This window comes from Arthrobacter sp. RT-1, from assembly GCF_003367205.1.
Classification (GTDB): Bacteria; Actinomycetota; Actinomycetes; order Actinomycetales; family Micrococcaceae; genus Arthrobacter.
Genome location: NZ_QRGQ01000012.1, coordinates 139,661 through 158,058 on the forward strand (window position 1 = coordinate 139,661; position 18,398 = coordinate 158,058).

An 18,398-nucleotide genomic window follows, 5' to 3' on the forward strand; every position below is an offset into this window, starting at 1 on the left:
CCGTCACGGCGAGCGAAGCGCGGCCGCGACTATTTCCTCCAGCTGCGCCGCCGTCCCGAGGTCATGGGGCCGCACAACCTCGTTGTCGGCAACGTAGAAGAAGGCGGCCCGCACGTCGTCCAGGGGAACGTTCTTCAGCCGTGCCCAGGCCAGCCGGTACACGGCGAGCTGCACCGACCGTGCCCTCAGCTGGGCACCGGAGGGCCGCCGCCCGGTCTTCCAGTCCACCAGGTCCCAGCGGCCGTCAGCGTCCTGGAAGACAGCATCGATGCGTCCGCGGACCACCACTTCCCCAACCCGGGTCTCCACCGGCACCTCCACGAAGGCCGGTGACCGCTCAGCCCATGGTGATGCCCGGAAAGTGGCAACCATGGAATCGAGGTCGTAGGCGGCGTCGATGTGGTCGTCCGAGCCGGGGGCTTCCCCGAGGTCGAGCATGCCGGCTGTACCGAAGTATTCCTCCACCCAGGCGTGGAATGCGGTTCCCTTCCGCGCTGACATTCCGGGTTCCCGCGGGACGGGCCGGCGGAGCCGGGCAAGGACGTCTGCCGGGTCCTGGCCCAGGTCCACCAGGGTTGAAGCGGAAATGTGGCTGGGCAGGTGGACGTCCTGGCCGTTGGACCTCCGGGCCCGCCGTTCCAGCAGCAGGGCCGCTTCCCGGGCCCATCCGGCCGCGGTTCCCGTCAACCCCGTGGCGTCGCCAGGCACAGGTTTGCGTCCTGCTGCCGGGAACGCGGGCTGCAGATCACCGGTAGCGGACTCGAGGGCGGCAAGCACGCGGGCAGCGGCCATTTCCATGGTGTTCCTGCGCCCGCGGGCAAGGCGGAGCCGTTCCCCTGTCCGGGGGTCCACCGGACCCTCCAGAGGATCATATGGCCAGCCGGCGACCTCCGTTTCGGCGGTGAGCGGGCTGTTCTCCGGCAACTGGGCTTCTTCCAGTGACCGGGGATGGATTGTGGCCCGGGCAGGCGATACGCCATCGGTGCTGAGAAGCGCTTCCAGTTCGGTAAGGAACGGCGACATCTCCGCGCGTCCCGCCCGGGAACCGACCCACGCCGCGCTGGACACCCACAGGACATGTTTTGCCCTGGTGTAGGCAACGTAGGCGAGCCGGCGCTCCTCGGATTCCGCGTGGGTCTGGACGGCTGCTTTGAAGTCTTTCTCGGCGTCCAGCCAGCCTTTTTGGTCAGGTTGGTCCAGATCCCACTGCGGCAGGTCCGCACGGTCTCCGCGCAGTGGCCACGGCAATGCCGCCGCCCCGCTGCTCCAGCGGGAGTCCTTGTCCGTGGGAAACGCGCCGGCGTTCAATCCCGGGACAAAGACGACATCCCATTCCAGGCCCTTGGACGCATGGACGGTAAGGAGTTGGACCGCTTCCCGGTTCACGTCGCTGGGAGGCGCCTCAAGGCCGTTCTCTTCCGTCGCGGCGGCTTCCAGCCACGCCAGGAAGGCGAGGATGTCCACTCGTTGTGACGACCGAAGGAACCCCGCCGCGGCGTCCTGGAAGGCGTCAAGGTTGCGGCGGGCCTGGTGGATGCTGACGCCGGGACGGGCTGCGACCTCGATATCCAGGAGCATGGCCCTTTCCACTTCCCCCAGGAGGGTTGTGAGGTTATCCCCTAGGTAGCCACGCAAGTGCTGCAACTCTGCCGAAAGCCGGAGCAGCCGGCTGCGGGCTTCGGCGCTGAGGGACCTGCCGCTGGAGGATGTCCATTCCTCCCGGGGCAGCCAGTCCAACGCCTCCACCAGGCTCGCGCCGTCAGTGAGGTCTCCCTCGAGGACCGTCGCATCCGCTTCCGCCGGCTCGGCGGCGGTCTCCCCGTCACCGGATCTGTCCGGGGCATGTCCGCGCCTGCGTGCCAGCTGGCTGGACCAGTCCCGCAACGCCATCAGGTCAGCGGGTCCTATCCGCCACCTGGCCCCCGCCAGCAGCCGCATGAGCGCGTCCGAGCGCCCGGGGTCGGCCAGGACACGGAGGGTGGCAACGAGGTCAACCACTTCCGGGGTATCCAGGAGGCCGCCCAGGCCCACGATCTCGTAGGCGATGCCGCGTGCCTCAAACTGGCGACGTATGGTTTCCATCTGTGCCCGCCGGCGGCACAGGACGGCGATGGCCGGCGGCACCGGAGAGCCGTCGGGCTTCAGCTCGAAGTCCGTCACCTGATACTTCAGGACATCGTCCGCGAGAGCGGAGGCTTCCTCGGCATCGCTGCCGAAGCGGCCGAGGACAACGGCGCCCTGGACGGCATGCGGGCTGGGTTGCAGCGGCGGCACCTCCGCGCGGGCAGCTCCCCCGCCACCTGCCGGTCCCCGGTGGGCCTCGGCCTTACTGAGAGAATCCGACATGACGTTGGCCGCCGCCAGGATTGACCGTCCGTTCCGCCAGGCGGTGGTCAGGTAGGACGTGGGTGCAGGTGCCCAGCTTCCGGGCTCTGCCGCCGGCCCGTTGCGGACCGGGAATTCGCGGACGAAGTGGAACAGCTGACCAGCTGAGGCCCCGCGGAAGCCGTAGATGGACTGATTGGGGTCGCCGACGGCCGTGACTGCATGTCCGCCGCCGAACAGGCGCGAGAACAGGACCAGCTGGGCGTGGGACGTGTCCTGGAACTCATCGAGCAGCACCACCTTGTAGCGCTGCCTCTCCATCTGGGCAGCCAGTGGAACGTCCCGGGAGACTTTGGCTGCAAGTGCCACCAGATCACCAAAATCAAGCGCGCCGCGGGCCCGCTTGGCCCCCGCATACCTGCCGACCATGTCCGCCACGCTGGCCCTGGTCCGGAGCATGCCGGCGAGCTCGGCCGCTGCCTGCGGAGGGTTCTTTTTCTTGTCGGCCAGGTAGGGCAGCGCTTCAAAGTCCGAGAGCCGTGCCATCAGCCAGGCTTCGACGTCCTCCGGCTCCTGGAGGTGCTCGGCACATTCGCCGGCAAGCTGGATGACTGCCTTCACCAGGGTGGACTTGGCGGCACGGAAGTGCGCGTACTCGCCGTCGTATGCTTCCACGACCTCGCTGGCGAGCTGCCACGCCTGCGCGCCGCCGAGGAGGACAACATCGCGTTCCACCCCCAGGCGCAGCCCGTAGTCTGACACGATGCCGCTGGCGAATGAGTGGTATGTGGACACCTTCGGTTCCAGTGCGTCGTTGCTGAGCAGGCCCTTCGGGAAAACCTTGTTTGCGGTGTCCGCGGAAACCAGCCGCTGCAGGGCCACCAGCTTTGCCCGGATCCTGGACGCCAGTTCGCCGGCCGCCTTCCGCGTGAAGGTCACCCCGAGGACTTCTTCGGGCCGGACCCAGCCGTTGGCGACGAGCCAGACCACCCGGTCCGCCATGGTGGCGGTCTTTCCCGACCCGGCCCCGGCAATGACCAGCCGCGGAGACAGCGGTGAGGAGATGATGGCGGACTGTTCGGGGGTGGGCACGTTCTTTTCGCCGAGCAGCCCGGACAGCCCCTCGGGGCTGAACCGTACCTCCGGCGGCTGTAAGGGCCCGCCGGGAAGCGCCGCAACGGGCGGCAATTCGAGGTCTTGAAGCACGTGGAGGTCCTGGCTCATTCAGTCACTTGCCTTCCGCGCGCGCACAACGGGCACACTTCGGGAAGTTTGCAGCCATGGCCGCCATGGCTTCCCTTAGCCGGATCATGCCGTGCTTCAAACCCACTGCCACCCATCACTTGTGCTGCGTCCTTCACCATGTCCAGGGCCCAGTTTTCCTGCGGATCAAGCGCGTCCTGCTGCTGGATTGCCGGGCTTTTCGCGCCTGTTCCGAGCTGGGCCAGCACTGCTCCGCCGGGAAGGCCGGCATCCTGGCTGTTTCCGCTGCCCGTGAAGCCACCCGCCAGGACTGCCGCCTGGTACGCGCCAAGCTGGGGGTGCCTGGACAGCTCACTTTTGCCCGGCTGCCGTTTTCCTGTCTTGAGGTCCACGATGACCAGCCTGCCTTCGCCGTCGATCTCCAGGCGGTCCACCTGGCCGCGGAGGATGGCTTCCCGCGGCAGGCCATCCTCCACCGTCACTTCGCCGAGGGGCACCTCGAAATCCTGTTCCACTCCCACGAGGCTGCGACCCTCGCTCCTCATCACCACAAGGTACTGCGCGAGCTTGCGCACCATCGATTCGGCGCGCTGGAAATCAAGCCTGCCCTCCCAGTTGTCCTTCATGCCCAAGGTGGGCCAGCGGCGGACCAGTTCCGCAACGTACTCCGTGCCGGACGCATCCGGCATCTCCTGGGCGATGGCATGGACCAGTGTTCCCAAACTGCGGGCAAAGTCCGTCGCCGCTTCGCCGCCTGCTGCCTGCACAAACCAGTCCAGCGGCGACTTTTGTACGGTTTCGACCTTCGACGGCGACACGGACACACTTCCGCCGGGCGGCACCACGGGTGCGTCGGACGTGAGCGGAGCGAGCCCCCACCAGCTGGCAGGGTGGGCACCGGGAACCGGCGGCTCGGCGGCCGCGAGATGGGCAAGCACCCTCGCCGCCTCATGGGCCTGTGCCGCCCCGCTTCCGTCCAATTGTGCATGTTGGCGGAGTTCGGCAACGAGGGCCCGCAGCGTCATGGGGCGTTCCACCGTAGTAAAAGCCCTGCTTTCCTGGTCCCGCTCCAAGGGGGCGATGTAATCAAGGAACGACGAGGGCTGGTCGTCCTCGGATGAGACGGCGGTGCAGATCAGCAGCTCCCGGGACCGTGACACCGCGGTGGAAAAGCTCCGGAGTTCGTCGTAGCGGATGTCGCGGAGCCGGCTCAGGGGATCGCGTTGGAGCGCGTACTGGACACCATGCTCCACGGCGTCGGCGTAGAGGGTGCTGCCCAGGAGCTCACCGCGAAGCCGGGTGTTGGGCCATACTCCCTCCTGGAGGCCGGCGACAATGACCACAGGCCACTCCCGTCCGGCTGCGCTGGCGGGGGTCATCAGCTCCACGGCATCGTCAACCTGGGCCCGCGCGGCAAGGGTATCCATGGGCAGTTCCTGGTTCAACAGGTACTCCAGGAACTGCTCAGGCCCGGCGCCTGGCATTTGGTCCACGTAACGCTCCGCGGTGTGGAACAGTGCCATCATCGCGTCGAGGTCATGGTCGGCCCTGGCACCGTGCGGGCCGCCGGTCAGTGCGGTTTCCGTCCAGGCGTCGGCGAGACCGGTGGCGCTCCACAGCGCCCAGAGCACAGACTCGGCGTTGGCGCCTGGCTGGCTCGCTGCTTCCCGGCCGGCCTGGATCATCCGGGCGGTGCGGCGGGCGGCGCGCCCCTCGATGCCGAGGGTGGCGAGGGCACCGGGCTGCAGAAGCGCTTCGACGAGGAGCGAATCGCTGGCGCGCCCGCCGCCGCCCAAAAGCTCTTCCCGGCGCAGCGACTGCCTGAGGCGGCGCAGTTCAATCGAGGTGGCACCACCGATGCGTGACGTGAGGAGGGATACCGCGGCCTCTGGAGTCAAGAGCGTGGAGTCAAGGGCGACCGCAAATGCGTCCAGGAGCGGGCGAACGGCAACCTCGTCCCGGACGGCGGATTCCGCCACCGGCACCCTTACCGGGATCCCCTGCCCGGAAAGGTAGCGCTGCAGTTCGCTGACCTGCCCGCCGTTGCGCACAATCACCGCCATATCCGTCAAATTACGGCCGTGGTTGATGTGCTGGTCGAGGATCCGCTGGGCCACGTAGCGCAGCTCGTGCACGGCCGACGGAACCAGGTGCGCCTCAACCGACCCTTGCGGCACGTTTCCCTCCGGATGGTGGAGCCGCCGCGCCAGCTGGCCGCCGGCCCGCTGCGAGATCCGCCCGGCAACGTCGAGCCATGCACCGGCCAAGGCGGGAGCCAGCCGGTGGGAATGCGACAGCGGGCGCTCCAGGACCAGAGCCTCCGGTGACAGCAGCCGGGGCAGCTCAGCCACCAGGTCCGGCCGTGCCCCGCGAAAGCCCTGAACCACGGTGTCAGGTGAGAACGCCACGAAGCAGTCCCGCCCCCCGGCGATATCTGCCAGCAGCTCGAATACTGCCGGGTTTGCCTCCTGGATGTCATCCACCAGGATCAGTTGCAGCCGTGCGCGTTCTGCAGCCAGGAATTCAGGAACATCCTGGAAGATCTGGCGAGCCGCGGTGATGATGCCGGCGGGATCGAACGCCTCCGGCATCCGCAGGTCCAGGACGTCCCGGTACTCGCTGTAGAGGGCAGCGGCGGCAACCCAGTCAGGCCTGCCGCACTCCCGGCCGAGCTGCTCCAGGTCCCCCGCAGTCCGCCCGGACTCGATGATCCGGTCGAAAAGTTGCCGCACCTCGTGGCGGAACCCCCGGGTTTCCAGCGCGCCGTCCAGGTCGCGGGGCCAGGGCAGTTCGAGTCCGGGCAGGCGGTGGCCTTCCAGGAGTTCCTTAATGATGAGGTCCTGCTCGGGGCCGGACAGGAGGCGCGGCGGCCTGGACAGCGGGATGACGCCCTCGGCCTTGGCGCGCCGAATCACGTCAAAGGCGTACGAGGCCCAGGTCCGCGCCGGCGTGGTGCTGAGGCTCCTGTCCAGCCGGGCTGTGAAACGGTCCCGCAGGAAATCCGCCGCCAGACGGCTCGGCGCCAGAATCAGCATCCGTTCGGGATCGACGCCGTCCCGCAGGACGCGCTTGACGGCAGCCTCGATCAGGACCGTGGTCTTGCCCGTCCCCGGCGCCCCGGGGACCAGCACGGGCCCGGCCCCCTGGGGAACATCAACTGCCGCCTGCTGATCGGACGTCAGTGACGGCGCCGCGGCGTGCAGGTGGCGCGGCGGCAGCAGGCGCAGGGAGGCCGCCGAAGGGGCCCGGTCCTGGACGGCGTTGGCGGTGCCCGAAGCCACGGCGTGGCCGGACTCCAGGCTTTGCCGTTGCTCGTCGCGTGGTTCCGTGAAGGGAAGAGTTACTGTCACACCGACATTCCATCATCAGCCACTGACAATCGATGAAGCCGCCGCTCCAGTTGTTCAGCAATGGCGTCCATTCGGTCAAACTCCGGGTCGGTTGGCGTCCACCGGGCGGCCGGAAGATCCACCCGCCAGCGGCCTTCCCCGGTACGCAGGAACGATTCGTGGGCACCGGCTAGCGGGGTTCCTTCTTCAAGGTAATGCCGCAGGGCTTCGGACTCGTGCCCTTCGGGGGCATGTCCGCTCGCTTTGAGGACCCGCCACCAGGGAACGCCGCTTCCGTAATGGCTCATGACCGAGCCCACCTGGCGGGGTCCACCCGAGCCGAGCAGTTCGGAGACATCCCCGTACGAGACAGCGGACCCCGGCGGTACCAGCTCCACTACCGCCAGCACCGCCTCCACGTACTCAATCCGCATTGATCCAATCTAGCCGCAGTGGCGCTCCCGGGAATTGTCGGAGGTGCCCGTTAGCGTTGAAACATGAGCACCTGGAACACCCTCCCCCGAGCAGCTTTCGACCTCGAAACCACCGGACGCAATTCGCGTGCCGCGCGGATTGTCACGGCCTCGGTGACCGTTGTGGACCACAAGGGAGACGTCATCGACGAGCATGAGTGGCTGGCGGACCCGGGCGTCGAGATACCCACCGAGGCCAGCGATGTGCACGGGATCACCACCGAACAGGCCCGGCGGGACGGGCGGCCTGCCCACGAGGTCACCAGGGAACTGGCAGCTGTCCTGCAGGATCTTTTCGACGCCGGCGTCCCGGTCATCGCCTTCAACGCCAGCTACGACTTCACGGTGCTGGCCGCGGAGTCCGCCCGGTATGGCGTGCCCCAGCTCACCCGGTTCCCCGTCCTGGACCCGTACATCATGAACAAGCAGGTTGACCGCTACCGCAAGGGCAAGCGGACCCTGACGGCGCTGTGCGAGGAGTACGGGGTAGTCCTGGACAACGCGCACACCTCGGCGGCTGATGCCCTGGCCACGCTGAAGGTCCTGGACGCCATGGCGGGCAAGTTTCCCAAGCTGATGATGCCCGCCAGCCAGCTTCACCAACTGCAGGTGGACTGGGCCGTCAGCCAGGCAGCAGACTTCCAGGGCTACCTCCGCAAGACCAAGCCGGCCGCTGTGATCGAAGGTGACTGGCCGGTCCTTCCTCCCCAGGACGCCAGCATCGGCGGCTTCTAGGCGGCCCACCGCCCATGGTGCGAGGCAAGTCACATGTCCCGCACCGCCCCGCCGGTACACGCTCGTGACGTCGGCTATTCGCTCCCTGCGCCTGAATCCGGTGCTCCGGACGCCGCCAATGTGCCACAGCGGAATATTCTTCGGCCTTGGCGGAGAACAGCTCTTCCTTATTCAGCCCGCCGCACTGAAGCGTGGAAGTGAGAGAATAAAGTTTTGCGGTCACCCCTGCCCTGGACGTGCTTGACCAGCACCGGGCAGGTGCCAGGCGCCACCAGCGCAGCCTTGCGGCCCGGTTGACTTATGACTCAATGAAAGTGACAACCTGATGAAAATCAAAGCGATGAAGTGGCTCACTACCGCGCCCGTTGCACTCGCCCTCGCTGTTTCCCTGGCAGCCTGCGGCTCAGGATCCTCGCAGCCCAGCGGTACCCCGACTGACGCCCTCGCCGGCAGCGACCAGCAGACGCTGGACAAGTACACCACTGACGACGTCACCCCGATCGACCAGATCGACAAGACCAAGCTCGGCCTGAACACCGAAGGCAAGCTCGAGGTGGGCACCCTCTCGGATGCACCCCCGAACATCTTCATTGATCCCTCCGGCAAGTTCACGGGCTACGACAACGAACTGCTGCGCGCTATTGCCGGCAAGCTCGGCCTCGAGGTCGAATTCGTTGCCACCGACTTCTCCGCCCTGCTCTCCCAGGTTTCCACCCGGCAGTTTGACGTCGGGTCCTCCTCCATCTCCACCACCGAAGCCCGCCGCCAGAATGTCGGCTTCACCAACGGCTACGACTTCGGCTTCATGGCCGTTGTGGCCAAGACCGACGGCGACGTCAAGAGTTTTGACGACCTGACGGAGGATCTGCGCATCGGCGTTGTCCAGGGCACGGTCCAGGACGACTACGTCACCAACACGCTGAACATGGAACCGATCCGCTTCCCGGATTACGCCACCGTGTACGCCAACGTCCGCAACGGCCAGGTGGATGCCTGGGTGGCACCTTCCCAGCAGGCTGAGGGCCAGGTCAAGGAAGGCGACGGCACCGCCATCGTCGAGTCCAAGATCAATACCGAGAACTTCACTGCCTACGCTGTGGCCAAGGACAACCAGCCCCTGATTGATGCGCTGAATTCGGGCCTTGACGCCGTTGTTGAAGACGGGACCTGGTCCAAGCTGACCAAGGAGTGGTACCCGGACCGCGAAATGCCGACTGACTGGAAGCCGGGCAGCAAGGCCGCCACGGTTCCCCAGAGCTGATTGAGCCGGGACGTTCATGGATCTCCTGGACCAGCTTGCTGACACCTTCTTCAACTGGGAGGAAATGGCGAAAGTCATTCCCGCCCTGCTCATGGTGGGTCTGCCCAACACCCTGATTCTGGCTGTGGCCTCCGGCGTTCTCGGTTCCCTGCTGGGGCTGCTGCTGGCCATGATGGGGATCTCCCGCAACGCGGGAGCCCGGTGGGTGGCACGTATCTACACCGATATTTTCCGCGGCCTCCCGGCCATCCTCGTCATCCTGGTGATCGGCATCGGACTGAGCCCGATCGCCCGTGAGATCACGGGTTCGCGGAACCCTTATCCGCTGGGCATCCTGGCCCTGACCCTGATCGCAGCCGCCTACATCGGCGAGATCTTCCGGTCCGGCATCCAGAGTGTTGAAAAGGGACAGTTGGAGGCCTCCAGGGCGCTCGGATTCAGCTACGGCAGCTCCATGCGGCTGGTGGTGGTGCCGCAGGGCATCCGCCGGGTCCTTCCGGCCCTGGTGAATCAGTTCATCTCGCTGCTGAAGGATTCCTCGCTGGTGTTTATGCTGGGCCTGGCCGCCTCCGACCGGGAAATCTTCCGGATCGGAAATGACGCCATGGCTAACACGGGAAACCTTTCACCGCTGGTTGCGGCCGGTGTGCTGTACCTGATCCTGACCGTCCCGCTCACCCACTTCGTGAACTTCATCGACCACCGGCTGCGGACCGGCAAGCCGGAGAAGAAGGAACCGGATGAGCTGGCAGCACCTATCGGCAAGGGGGCACAGGCATGACGGAGTTCGCTTCCGGAACCCTGACCGGCAAGAACCTGCACCTCTCATTCGGCCACAACCATGTTCTCCGCGGCATTGACCTGCACGTGGAGAAGGGCACCACGGCATCGGTGATCGGCCCCTCCGGGTCAGGTAAATCCACGCTGCTGCGGGTCATGAACCGGCTGATCGAGCCGGACCAGGGCGACATCCTGCTGGATGGCCGTTCGGTCCTAAAGGACAACCCGGACGAGCTCCGGCAGCGGATCGGCATGGTGTTCCAGCAGTTCAACCTGTTCCCGCACAAGACCGTGGTGGAGAACGTTTCGCTGGCGCTCCGCAAGCTCCGGAAGCTGCCCGCGGACCAGGCGCGCGCCGAAGCCCTTGAGCAGCTGGACCTGGTGGGCCTGAAGCACAAGGCTGACGCCCGCCCGGCCAACCTCTCCGGCGGCCAGCAGCAGCGCGTCGCGATTGCCCGCGCGCTGGCCATGAAGCCGGAAGTCATGTTCTTCGACGAGGCCACCTCGGCCCTGGACCCTGAGCTGGTGAAGGGTGTCCTGGCGCTGATGACGGACCTTGCGAAGGGCGGCATGACCATGGTGGTGGTCACCCACGAGATGGGCTTCTCCCGCAACGTGTCGGACATCGTGACGTTCATGGATGCAGGTGTTGTGGTGGAGTCCGGGCCTCCGGAACAGCTCTTCACCGCGCCCCGCACGGACCGGCTCAAGGGCTTCCTCTCGGACGTCCTGTAACGCCTGCAGCATAAAAGAAATCCCCGGTTGCGCCGCAACCGGGGATTTCTTTGTCGGCGGCGAGATTGCACTTAACGGCAGTTCCGCGCGCCGGGATTGCCGTTAACTGCCATCTCGCGGGGAGTTAACCGTCGACGGCGGGACTAGCCCTGGGCGGCCGCCGCGGCCTTTGCTGCTGCCGGTAGGGCGTCGTAGATCCGGTTCATGGCGGCGTCGTCGTGCGCTGCCGAGAGGAACCAGGCTTCGAAGACCGACGGCGGCAGGTAGACGCCCGATTCCAGCATCGAGTGGAAGAACGGTGCGTAGCGGAAGGTCTCCTGCGCCTGGGCGTCGGCGTAATTGTGGACGCCGTGGGCCGACGTACCGAAGGCCACGGAGAACAGGTTCCCGGCGAACTGGATGGAGTGGTCCACCCCTGCTGCGTCAAGGGCGGTGGACACGGCTGAGGAGAGCTCCAGGGAGCGGACGTCGATGAACGAGTACACGTCCCGGGTGGCGTGGGTCAGGGTGGCCACGCCCGCCGCCATCGCCACAGGGTTACCCGACAGGGTGCCGGCCTGATAGACCGGACCGGTGGGCGCCAGGTGGTCCATAACGTCGGCACGCCCGCCGAGGGCCGCCGTCGGCATTCCGCCGCCGATGACCTTGCCGAAGGTGAGCAGGTCCGGGGTCCAGGGTTCGGCGGCGTCCGGCGCTCCGCCGGTGAGGCCCCAATACCCGGAGTAGCCGGTGCGGAAGCCGGTCAGGACCTCGTCCACGATGAGCAGCGCGCCGTGCTCGCGGGTGATGCGCGACAGCCCCAGATTGAAGCCTTCCTCAGGAGTGACCACGCCCATGTTGGCCGGGGCGGCCTCGGTGATGACGGCCGCGATGTTCTGCCCGTGGGTGGCAAAGGCTTCCTTGACCGCCGCGAGGTCGTTGTACGGCAGCACCAGGGTCTCGGCCGTGGTGGCTTCGGTGACACCGGCCGAGCCGGGAAGGGCGAGCGTTGCCACGCCCGAGCCCGCCGATGCCAGGAGGCTGTCAAGGTGCCCGTGGTAGCAGCCGGCGAACTTGACGATCAGGTTGCGGCCGGTGACGCCGCGGGCCAGGCGGACGGCGGTCATGGTGGCTTCGGTGCCGGTGGACACCATGCGGAGACGTTCGACGGCGGGCACGCGTTCCTGGACAATGGCGGCCAGGTTGGCCTCATCCGGGGTGGATGCGCCGAAGGACAGCCCGCGGTCCACGGCGGCGTGAACGGCATCCAGCACGGCCGGGTGCGCGTGGCCCAGCAGGGCGGGGCCCCAGGAGCACACCAGGTCCACGTATTCCTTGCCGTCGGCGTCCGTCAGGTACGGCCCTTTGGCGGCGACCATGAAGCGCGGGGTCCCGCCCACGGATCCGAAGGCGCGGACCGGTGAGTTGACGCCGCCCGGCATCAGCTGGCGGGCGCGGTCGAAGAGTGCCTCGTTGCGAGGATTGCTGGAAGTCATGGTTCCTATTCTCTCAGTTAGCCGGCGCGTCAGCTGCCGAGCAGTTCAGCCACCCTGGGCGCCACTGCCGTGCCCAGGAGCTCAATGGACCGCATCATCGCCCCGTGCGGCAACGGCCCGCTGCTGTACTTCAGGTCGAAGCGGTCCACCCCAAGGTTCTGCTTCAGCAGGACGATTTTCCGGGCCACAGTCTCCGGTGACCCGACGTAAAGGGCACCCTCGGGAGCGCACATCGCGTCGAACTCGGACCGTCCGGCGGGACCCCAGCCACGTTCGGCTCCGATCCTGTTCCGCAGCGTCAGCCAGTGCGGAAAGAATTCCTCCCTGGCCTCTTCGTCGGTGGGGGCAACGTGCCCCGGCGAATGCGTGGCCATCTGCTGCATCGGGTGCCCGTACTTGGACATGGCTTCGCGGTAGAGGTCAGCCAGCGGCCGGAAGGCCCGCGGCTGGCCGCCGATGATGGCGAAGATGATCGGATAGCCGTACTGCGCGCAGCGAAGAACCGATTCGGGTGTTCCACCAACCCCGATCCAGGTGGGCAGCAGATGGTGTTCCAGGGGCGGGTAGACGCTGAGGCCGTGCAGGGCCGGCCGGGTGCGGCCTTCCCAGTGCACAGGCTTCTGCGACCGCACCTTGCTGAACAGTTCCAGCTTCTCCTCGAACAGGAGTTCGTAGTCGGCCAGTTCCAATCCAAAGAGCGGGAAGGATTCAACGAAGGACCCGCGGCCCAGCATCACCTCCGCCCGGCCATTCGAGATGGCGTCCACCGTGGAGAACCGCTGGAACACGCGGATGGGATCATCCGAGCTGAGGACCGTGACCGCGGAGCCGAGCCGGATCTGCTGCGTGCGGGCGGCTGCCGCCGCCAGGAAGACTTCCGGGGCGGACACCGCGAAGTCCTTGCGGTGGTGCTCCCCCACGCCAAATGCGTGGAGTCCGACGGCGTCTGCCAGCTCTGCCTGTTCCAGCAGCTGCCGCAGGACTTGCGCATGCGGCAGCGGGCTGCCGTCGGGCTTCTCGCCGACGTCGCCGAACGTGTTGAGGCCGAGCAGGATCCGGTCATCGCCCACGGGCGCGGTCGGGTTCTGCCCATCGGGTCCGAGCGAAGTGGTGAATCCGGAGGAAACGGCCTCGCTCACCGGGATTCCTTGAGCCAGCCGGCCAGTTCGGCCGCCCAGTACGTCAGCACCATGCGGGCACCGGCCCGGCGGATTCCCAGCACGGACTCGGTGATGGCCGCCCGCCGGTCGATCCAGCCGTTGGCCGCGGCCGCTTCGATCATGGCGTACTCGCCGGAGATCTGATACGCGGCTACCGGCACGGGGCTCATCGCGGCGACGTCGGCCACGATGTCCAGGTAGCTCATGGCCGGCTTCACCATCACGATGTCGGCGCCCTCCGCCAGGTCGAGTTCCACCTCACGCAGGGCCTCGGTGCGGTTGCCGGCGTCCATCTGGTACGTCCGGCGGTCACCTTTCAGCTGCGAATCCACCGCCTCCCGGAACGGGCCGTAGAAAGCGGACGCGTACTTCGCGGCATAGGCAATGACTGAGGTGTTGATGTGGCCGGCTTCGTCAAGGGCGGCACGGATCGCGGCGATCTGTCCGTCCATCATTCCGGAAGGGCCCAGCATGTGGGCTCCGGCATCGGCCTGCGCCACGGCCATCCGGGCGTAGATTTCCACGGTCCGGTCGTTGTCCACGTACCCGTCGTCGTCGAGCACGCCGCAGTGGCCATGGTCCGTGAACTCGTCCAGGCACACGTCGCTCATGATCACCAGATCATCACCCACCTCGACCCGGACGTCCCGGATGGCCTTGTTCAGCACACCCTCCGGGTCCAGGGAGGCCGAGCCCTCGGCATCGCGGGTTTCGGGGATGCCGAAGAGCATGATCCCGCCGAGTCCCAGCTCAACAGCCTCGGCGGCGGCACGCTTGAGGGTGTCTGTGGTGTGCTGGACAACGCCCGGCATGGACGTGATGGGATTGGGTTCGGTCAGCCCCTCCCTGATGAAGGCCGGAAGGATGAGCTCGGCCGGCGCCAGGCGTGTTTCAGTGGTCAGCCGGCGCATGGCAGGCGTGGTGCGGAGGCGGCGGGGGCGTTGGCTGGGAAATGTCATGTCCTGTCCTTCACGTTGTTTCAGGTTGGTGCCCAAGGGCGGCTTCGACGGCGGCAACAAGGCCTTCCGGCGTGGGCTCAGCCGCCACCGCGGCCACCGGCAGGCCAAGCGCGGCCGCCTGCTCCGCCGTCGAACGCCCAATCACCACAAGGCGGCAGCGGTGCAGCGGTGTGAGGTCAGCGATGCGCCGCACCGCGCTGGGCGAGGCTGCGACGACCGCATGGATGCTTCCGTCCGCGATCCCGGCAGCGGCAGCGGCCGGTGACAGCAGCGAGTACGACGGCGGCGCCTGGCCCGGTCCCCCGTCTTCCACCGGGAGGGCGAGCCTGCGCTCCGCTGACGCCGGGTATTCGACGGTCCGGTAGGCGGTGACCACAGTAACGTTGCTGCCCGCCGCGAGCAGGCCTTCGGCCAGCCGGGGTGCAGCGATGTCGGCCTGCGGCAGCAGGACCCTGCCTCCGCCCGGCCACACCTCGAGCAACCCGGCGGCGGACTGCTCGCCCGAAGGCGCCAGGTGGACAACTAACCCGTTCGCTTCCAGCAGCCCGCGCGTCGCCGGACCGATGGCAGCGATACGGGTGCCGGCAGGGATCCACTGGTTGAGCACCACGCCGCGGTCCTGCGCCTTGGCCAGCAGCACATGGACTGTGGTGGCACTCGTGACCACCAGCCAGTCGAAGGCGCCGGCGCCCAGGGCATCGCAGGCTACGTCAAGGGAATGCTGGTCTGCCGCCCGTTCGAAGTCGATGAGCGGCAGGAGGACGGCGCTGGCTCCGGCCTCCTCCAGTGCAGCCACGAGCGAGAGCGAGCGTTCGGGGCTGCGCGTGACCAGGACCCGGGCTCCGCTGAGCGGTTGGTCCGGACCGGATGCACGGGAAGGCGATCCCATGGCCAGGTCAGGAAGCCTGCAGGTCTGCGATGTCGGCGGCCCCGCCGGCAAGGAGGACTTCGGCCAGTTCGATGCCCAGCAGGGTGGCCCCCACTTCGGTCAGCCCGTCAGTCGCGCGCGTGTCCCGGACCGAAGCTGTGCCGTCCACGGCACACACCACGGCTTCCAGGTGAAGCATGCTGCCCTTGCGGTAGGCGTAGGCGCCCACCGGAGCCGCGCACCCGGCCTCAAGCCGGGCCAGCAGGGCCCGCTCCGCGGTGACGGCGAGCCGGGTGTCCGGGTCATCGAGTGCCGCCAGCGCCTGGGCCAGCACCCGCCGGGATCCTTCGGTTGAACCGGGCCTAGGAGGTGCATCGGCGGTGCGGCATTCGATCGCCAGGGAACCCTGTCCGGCGGCGGGGAGCATAACGTCCGTCTCCAGGTATTCGCTGACGGCGTCCAGCCTGTTGATGCGCTCCAGGCCGGCTGCCGCCAGCACAACGGCGTCAAGGTCGCAGGACTTTCCCGGAACAACCTGGTCCGTGGTGTTGCCGGGGAGCCCGGGGACCCTGCCGAGGCGGGTATCAACATTGCCGCGGATGTCCAGGATTTCCAGATCGGGCCGGGCCGCGCGGAGCTGGGCGGCGCGGCGGGGCGAACCCGTCCCCACCGTGGCACCGGCGGGTAGATCGGCGAGCTTCAGCCCGTCCCGTGCGCAGAGGACGTCACGGACATCCACGCGCCGCGGCGTCGCCGCAAGGCTAAGACCCACTGCCGCCCCGGTGGGCAGGTCCTTCAGGGAATGGACGGCGACGTCACACTCGTTCCGGAGCAGCGCGTCGCGCAGGGCGGCCACGAAAACGCCGGTGCCGCCCATTTGCGACAGCGATCCTGTAAGGACGTCGCCGTCGGTCCTGATGTGGACGAGCTCCACGGGGAAGCCTCCGACGGCGGCGAGCTGGTCCGCGGTCTGCTGCGTCTGGGTCAGGGCCAGCTTGCTGGCGCGGGTTCCGATCCGGACGGTCACTGCTGTGCTGCTCCCTGGGTTGCGTCCCGGCCTGCTGCCGCGGGATAGGGGTCATGGCCCGTGCCGACCGTCGTATCCGCCCCGGCGATGGTGGGCTTTTCGCCGCGGAAGTTCGCGCAGCACCCGGGCCGGCATACGTCGTACCAGGGGCCCAGGTCCGTCACCGCGGGGCGGTCGCTGATGTTGTTGGCCGCAGTGCGTTCGGAGATCAGGTCCACCAGGCCGTTGACGAATTTGCGGTGCGTTCCGGGCGTTGGGACGCGGGTGGCGGCCAGGCCCAGGTTGGCGCAGGTTTCCAGGGCCTCCGTATCCAGGTCCCAGACAACTTCCATGTGGTCGCTGACGAAGCCCAGCGGCACGATGACGATGCCCTTGGTGCCCTGGCCGGCCAGCTCCTCGATGGCGTCGTTGATGTCAGGCTCAAGCCACGGCACGTGCGGGGCGCCGGAGCGGGACTGGTACACCAGGGACCAGGGTGCGGTCAGGCCGGATTCCTCCTGGACCCGCCCGATGACGGCCGCGGCGGTAGCCAGGTGCTGGGCCACGTAGGCCGAGCCTTCCTCGAATTCGCGTGGTTCGCCCTCGGACCTGCCCGCTGCGTCGGCGTCCCGGGTGGGGATGGAGTGCGTGGCGAAGAGGATCTGGATGGGCGCGTCCGGGGTTCCGGCTTCTGCCAGCTTGGCACGGACGTCGGCGAGGCCGGCGGCAGTGCCTTCCACGAACGGCTCCACGAAGCCGGGGTGGTCGAAGTACTGGCGGACCTTGTCCACCTCCAGGCGTCCGTCCAGGCCGGTTTCGGTCAGGGCCATGCCGATGTCCTCGCGGTACTGGCGGCAGCTGGAGTAACAGGAGTAGGCACTGGTGGTGATCATCAGCACCCGGCGGTGGCCGGCGTCGTACGCGTCCTGCAGGGTCTGCGGGATGTAGGGCGCCCAGTTGCGGTTGCCCCACAGCACCGGAAGTTCGATGCCCCGGGCGGCCAGTTCGGCTTCGAGTGCCGCCTTGAGCTCGCGGTTCTGCTGGTTGATGGGGCTGATACCGCCGTTGGCACGGTAGTGGTGCGAGACTTCCTCGAGCCGCTCGTCCGGGATCCCGCGCCCGCGGGTGACGTTGCGGAGGAACGGGATGACGTCCTCCTGCCCTTCGGGGCCGCCGAAGGAGGCGAGGAGGACGGCGTCGTAATCCTTCGGGGCCATCCGGCCGGCCTCGGTGACAGGGTTAACGGCGGTGGTTCCCTGCGGATCAAGGGGACTCATGCGAGGACCTCGGCTACCTCTTCGGCGGAGATCCGGCGTCCTGTGTAGAACGGGATTTCCTCGCGGACGTGGTTGCGTGCTTCCGTGGCGCGCAGGTGGCGCATCAGGTCCACCAGGTCCACAAGCTCGGGAGCTTCCAGGCCGAGGATCCACTCCCAGTCGCCCAGGGCGAAGGAGGAGACCGTGTTGGAGATGACCTGCGGGAAGTCGCGGCCCAGCAGGCCGTGGTCGCGAAGCATCTTTCCGCGCTCGGCCTCGGGAAGGATGTACCACTCGTAGGAGCGGACGAACGGGTAGACGCACAGCCATTCAGCCGGTGCCACCCCACGGGAGTATGCGGGCGTGTGGTTCTTCGCGAACTCAGCCTCGCGGTGGACACCCATGGCAGACCAGACGATCTCGGTTCCGGTGAAAAGGGTGCTGCGGCGGATGTCGCGGATGGCCTGCTGCAGGGCTTCCGGCTTGGGGCCGTGGAGCCACACCATAATGTCGGCGTCGGCGCGCATGGCCGAGACGTCGTAGCTGCCGCGGTGGGTCACGCCCGCTTCGGCAAGCCGTTCCAGCAGGGCCTCGAAGTCAGCGGCGGCATTGGCGCTGCGGACCACTGCCTCGGACCGCTTGAAGACCGTCCAAAGAGTGAAGAACTGCTCGGCTGATTCTTCGGTTTTAGTGACAGATTCGGCAGAAGTGTGGCTCATGGTTACAAGTTTGCCCTGTAGTACGCGTCAAGTCGAAACCAACGAGTTCTACAGATCATAGAAGTGCGCAAGGTCACAACCGTGCACGCAGGCCGGCACCGACCGGGTGCCGGC

At 67.3% G+C, this 18,398-nt stretch carries 14 protein-coding genes; 4 read left to right on the top strand and 10 right to left on the bottom strand.

Features of this window, described 5'->3' with window-relative positions:
• Nucleotides 1-3 precede the first annotated feature (3 nt).
• From DXK94_RS11755 to DXK94_RS11765, 3 genes are all read right to left on the bottom strand, one after another.
• On the bottom strand, nt 4-3,549 hold the full coding sequence (locus tag DXK94_RS11755; protein WP_115525110.1) for an ATP-dependent DNA helicase: 3,546 nt from the start codon (nt 3,547-3,549) through the stop codon (nt 4-6).
• Nucleotides 3,546-6,809 (bottom strand): ATP-dependent helicase, encoded by a 3,264-nt coding sequence (locus DXK94_RS11760; RefSeq protein WP_395929253.1) that lies wholly within the window; start codon nt 6,807-6,809, stop codon nt 3,546-3,548. The genes DXK94_RS11755 and DXK94_RS11760 overlap by 4 nt, the downstream gene beginning before the upstream one ends.
• Before the next feature lie 65 nt (nt 6,810-6,874).
• Nucleotides 6,875-7,291, bottom strand: a complete 417-nt coding sequence (locus DXK94_RS11765) for an MGMT family protein (RefSeq protein WP_079597289.1) — start codon at nt 7,289-7,291, stop codon at nt 6,875-6,877.
• 63 nt (nt 7,292-7,354) lie between these two features.
• Here DXK94_RS11765 and DXK94_RS11770 point away from each other — a divergent pair, with 63 nt between their 5' ends.
• From DXK94_RS11770 to DXK94_RS11785, 4 genes are all read left to right on the top strand, one after another.
• A complete protein-coding gene (locus DXK94_RS11770) occupies nt 7,355-8,065 on the top strand; it encodes a 3'-5' exonuclease (protein WP_079597290.1) in 711 nt (236 codons plus the stop codon).
• Between the two features lie 325 nt (nt 8,066-8,390).
• Nucleotides 8,391-9,326 (top strand): ABC transporter substrate-binding protein, encoded by a 936-nt coding sequence (locus tag DXK94_RS11775; RefSeq protein ID WP_050054486.1) that lies wholly within the window; start codon nt 8,391-8,393, stop codon nt 9,324-9,326.
• A 16-nt stretch (nt 9,327-9,342) separates the two neighbouring features.
• Nucleotides 9,343-10,107, top strand: coding sequence for an amino acid ABC transporter permease (locus DXK94_RS11780; protein WP_050054485.1), 765 nt, complete (start codon nt 9,343-9,345; stop codon nt 10,105-10,107).
• Nucleotides 10,104-10,841: an amino acid ABC transporter ATP-binding protein gene (locus tag DXK94_RS11785; protein WP_079597292.1), complete on the top strand. Its 738-nt coding sequence runs from the start codon at nt 10,104-10,106 to the stop codon at nt 10,839-10,841. Before DXK94_RS11780 ends, DXK94_RS11785 begins: the two co-directional genes overlap by 4 nt.
• A gap of 143 nt (nt 10,842-10,984) precedes the next feature.
• Here DXK94_RS11785 and hemL read toward each other — a convergent pair whose 3' ends face one another.
• From hemL to hemQ, 7 genes are read right to left on the bottom strand one after another with little or no spacing between them, the layout of a single operon-like run.
• On the bottom strand, nt 10,985-12,316 hold the full coding sequence (gene hemL, locus DXK94_RS11790) for a glutamate-1-semialdehyde 2,1-aminomutase (protein ID WP_079597293.1): 1,332 nt from the start codon (nt 12,314-12,316) through the stop codon (nt 10,985-10,987).
• A gap of 29 nt (nt 12,317-12,345) precedes the next feature.
• Nucleotides 12,346-13,455, bottom strand: coding sequence for an LLM class flavin-dependent oxidoreductase (locus tag DXK94_RS11795; protein WP_115525112.1), 1,110 nt, complete (start codon nt 13,453-13,455; stop codon nt 12,346-12,348).
• On the bottom strand, nt 13,452-14,435 hold the full coding sequence (hemB, locus tag DXK94_RS11800; protein WP_115525113.1) for a porphobilinogen synthase: 984 nt from the start codon (nt 14,433-14,435) through the stop codon (nt 13,452-13,454). Before hemB ends, DXK94_RS11795 begins: the two co-directional genes overlap by 4 nt.
• Before the next feature lie 10 nt (nt 14,436-14,445).
• Nucleotides 14,446-15,324 carry a uroporphyrinogen-III synthase gene (locus DXK94_RS11805; protein ID WP_115525114.1) on the bottom strand — a complete coding sequence of 293 codons (879 nt, stop codon included), beginning with the start codon at nt 15,322-15,324 and terminating at the stop codon, nt 14,446-14,448.
• Nucleotides 15,325-15,331: 7 nt separating this feature from the next.
• Nucleotides 15,332-16,330, bottom strand: a complete 999-nt coding sequence (gene hemC, locus DXK94_RS11810; protein ID WP_115525115.1) for a hydroxymethylbilane synthase — start codon at nt 16,328-16,330, stop codon at nt 15,332-15,334.
• A complete protein-coding gene (locus DXK94_RS11815) occupies nt 16,327-17,586 on the bottom strand; it encodes a ferrochelatase (protein WP_115525116.1) in 1,260 nt (419 codons plus the stop codon). The genes hemC and DXK94_RS11815 overlap by 4 nt, the downstream gene beginning before the upstream one ends.
• On the bottom strand, nt 17,583-18,284 hold the full coding sequence (gene hemQ / locus DXK94_RS11820; protein WP_079597298.1) for a hydrogen peroxide-dependent heme synthase: 702 nt from the start codon (nt 18,282-18,284) through the stop codon (nt 17,583-17,585). The genes DXK94_RS11815 and hemQ overlap by 4 nt, the downstream gene beginning before the upstream one ends.
• Nucleotides 18,285-18,398: the final 114 nt, after the last annotated feature.